This is a genomic window from Micromonospora sp. AMSO31t, assembly GCF_008868175.1.
Classification (GTDB): Bacteria; Actinomycetota; Actinomycetes; order Mycobacteriales; family Micromonosporaceae; genus Micromonospora.
The window spans coordinates 1-3,200 of sequence record NZ_WBKT01000272.1; the positions used below are offsets into that span (position 1 = coordinate 1).

Here is a 3,200-nt window from a genome sequence, read left to right on the forward strand (position 1 = left end):
CGCGCCGGCCGGCGTGGGCGCCGTCCCCCACTCCCCCGGCGCCGGCACGCCCGGAGGCCGGATCGGCCGGCGGCCGCCGCCGGCCTCCGACTCGCCGGGTTCCTTGGCGCCCGGCCACGGCTTGGCGACCCGGGAGGCCAGCACGAACTCCTTGCGCAGCGGGTGGCCCTCGAACTCCGGCGGCAGCAGCAGCGGCCGCAGCTCGCCGTGCCCGTCGAAGCCGATGCCGAACATCTCGTGGGTCTCCCGCTCGTGCCAGGCCGCGCCGGGGAAGACATCGACCACGGACGTCACGACCGGCGCCTCCCGGGGCACCCGGGTGCGCAGCAGCAGCCCGTGCCGGTGCCGGATCGACCAGAGGTGGGCCACCACGTCGAAGCCGTCGGCCAGCTCGTCGACCGCCGACAGCCAGTCGAAGAAGTCGCAGTCCAGCTCGGCGTCGTCGCGCGCCGCGCGCACCGCGTCGCGCCAGCTCGCCGGGGGTACGTCGACGGTGGCGCGGGCGTGCCCCTGACCGCCGGAGACCGACGTGGTGGCCTCCACGGGCGCGAGCAGCGCGACCACCCGCCGGCCGACCTCTTCCGGAGTCATGCCGCTGATCCTAGGGCCGACCACCGGGAGGCGTGTCGGGCCGTCCACGCTCCCCCGGGCCGGATCCGCCGCTTTGCCGGGCGCTCGGGCCCCCGGCGGGGAAGGATGAGCATCGTGCGCGCTGTCACTGTGGCTCCCGGAGCTCCGAACTCGCTGCGCCTCGACGACGACTGGCCCGAGCCGGCCGCGGAGGAGGGCGCGATCCTGGTCGAGGCCGTCGCGGTCGGCATCTGCGGCACCGACCAGGAGATCATCGCGGGCGATTACGGCGAGGCCCCGCCCGGCCAGGATCGGCTGGTGCTCGGGCACGAGTCGCTCGGCCGGGTGCTGGAGGACCCGACGGGCACGCTCAAGCCCGGTGACCTCGTGGTGGGGATCGTCCGGCACCCCGACCCGGTGCCCTGCCCGAACTGCGCCGTCGGCGAGTGGGACATGTGCCGCAACGGCCGCTACACCGAGCACGGGATCAAGGGGCTGCCCGGCTTCGCCCGGGACCGCTGGCGGGTGCAGCCGAGGTTCGCCGTCGGCCTGGACCCGGCGCTCGCCCCGGTCGGGATGCTGCTGGAGCCGACAAGCGTGCTGGCGAAGGCCTGGGACCACATCGAGCGGATCGGCAGCCGGGCCGTGTGGCAGCCGCAGAGCGTGCTGGTCACCGGGGCCGGGCCGATCGGGCTGCTGGCCGCCCTGCTGGGCATCCAGCGCGGGCTCTCGGTGCACGTGCTCGACCGCAACAAGACCGGGCCCAAACCGGAGCTGGTCCGTGCGCTCGGCGCCACCTACCACACCACGACGGTCGGGGAGCTGGACTTCGTGCCGGACGTGGTGGTGGAGTGCACCGGCGCCCCCGTCGTGGTCATGGAGGCGATGTGCAAGGCCGGGACCAACGGCATCGTCTGCCTCACCGGCGTCTCCAGCGGCGGCCGGACCATCGACTTCGACGCGGGGGCGCTCAACCGGGAGCTGGTGCTGGAGAACAACGTGGTCTTCGGCTCGGTGAACGCCAACCGGCGGCACTGGGAGCTGGCGGCGGAGGCGCTGGCCCGCGCCGACCAGTCCTGGCTGAACTCGCTGATCACCCGCCGGGTGCCGGTCTCCTCGTACGCCGACGCCTACACCTCGACGGGCGAGGACATCAAGGTGGTGCTCGACTTCGAGCAGTGAGGCGGGCACCGGAGCGCGGGCTCCGGCGCCCCGGGTGCCTCAGATGCCTGGGAGCCGGCCGTTGCGGAACAGGTCCACGAAGAGCTGGTGGTCCTCGCGGGCCCGGATGCCGTAGGTGTGCGCGAAGTCGATGAGGTAGCCGACGAAACCCTCCGCGTCGGCGTCCACGACGGCGACGATCGCCTCCTCGGTGGAGTAGTCCACCAGGTCGTGGCTGGACTCGTCGTCGGCCACCGAGTGCATCCGGGCCACCGCCCGGCCCAGGTCGGTGAGCACCCCGGCGAGTTCCTCGGGCTCGTTGACGTCGGCCCAGTCGAGGTCGGCCGCGTACGGGGAGACCTCGGCGACGAGCTGGCCGGACCCGTCCAGCTCGGTGAAGCCCAGCCACGGGTCGGCGTGGGCCTGCAACGCCCGCTGCGACTCGGCCGTCCGGTGCCCCTGGTGCCGGAAGTACGAGCGGACCCGCTCGTCCTCGATGTGCCGCGCCACCGCCGGCACCTGCGCCTGCTTCATGTAGATGACGACGTCGTTCTCCAGCGCCTGGGTGTGCCCCTCCAGCAGCAGGTTGTACGAGGGCAGCCCGGCCGAGCCGATGCCCACCCCCTTGCGCAGCACGACGTCCTTGATGTTGGCGGCGACCGGGCGGAGCCGGGCGGTGGCCTCCGGCAGCGTGCCCAGGTAGTCCTGGAACGCGGCGCTGACCTGCTCGCGGGTCGCGGCGTCGACCTCGAAGACCCCGTCGCCGACGGAGAACCGGCGCTCGTAGTTGTCGATGGTGGTCTGCGTGGCGAGCAGGTCGACCCGGGTGTTCAGCCGGGCCTGCTGGAGCACCCGGCGCAGCACCCCGTCGGCGTTCTCCAGGGTGATCGAGCCGATCGCGTCGTCCCCGCCGGCCGCGATGGCCCGCAGCTCGGCCAGGTACGACCGGGCGAAGCCGGCCACCAGCTCCCCGATCGCCCGGTCGGAGAGCGCCTTGGCGTAGCCGAGCAGGGCCACGCTGGCGGCGAAGCGCTTCAGGTCCCAGGAGAACGGCCCGACGTACGCCTCGTCGAAGTCGTTGACGTTGAACACGAGCTGCCCGGAGCCGCTCATGTAGGTGCCGAAGTTCTCGGCGTGCAGGTCGCCGTGGATCCACACCCGCCTGGTCCGGTCGTCCAGGAACCGGTCGCTGGCGAAGTCGCCGCGCTGGTCGGCGTAGAAGAGCGAGGCGCTGCCCCGGTAGAAGGCGAACGGGGAGGCGGCCATCTTGCGGAACTTGCGGCGGAACGCCGCCGGGTCGATCGCCATCGACGCCCCGAACTCCTCGGTGAGCACGTCGACGATGAAGGCGGAACGCTTGTCCGCGGACTGGGTCATGATCGCAGGCTAGCCCCGCGCCGCCACCTCGCGGCTCAGCCGGCCGGGGGACGTACGGGGGGCGCGGTGAGGGATTCCACCGGCCGGGGGGT

At 73.2% G+C, this 3,200-nt stretch carries 3 protein-coding genes; 1 reads left to right on the forward strand and 2 read right to left on the reverse strand.

All coding sequences use genetic code 11. From position 1 onward, the window contains the following. The coding region (locus F8274_RS30240; RefSeq protein ID WP_151465767.1) for an NADH-quinone oxidoreductase subunit C at positions 1-591 on the reverse strand (591 nt) is incomplete at its 3' end. Between the two features lie 114 nt (positions 592-705). Between F8274_RS30240 and F8274_RS30245 the strand changes: the two genes are divergently transcribed. Next, positions 706-1,752: a glucose 1-dehydrogenase gene (locus tag F8274_RS30245; RefSeq protein WP_192580054.1), complete on the forward strand. Its 1,047-nt coding sequence runs from the start codon at positions 706-708 to the stop codon at positions 1,750-1,752. A 39-nt stretch (positions 1,753-1,791) separates the two neighbouring features. On the opposite strand, the gene F8274_RS30250 is transcribed toward F8274_RS30245, so the two are convergent. Further along, positions 1,792-3,108, reverse strand: coding sequence for a DUF2252 domain-containing protein (locus tag F8274_RS30250; protein ID WP_151465771.1), 1,317 nt, complete (start codon positions 3,106-3,108; stop codon positions 1,792-1,794). Positions 3,109-3,200: the final 92 nt, after the last annotated feature.

Excerpts from the sequence above, each read along its gene's own strand:
- F8274_RS30250 (WP_151465771.1), bottom strand. The coding sequence starts at position 3,108 with ATGACCCAGTCCGCGGACAAGCGTTCCGCCTTCATCGTCGACGTGCTC.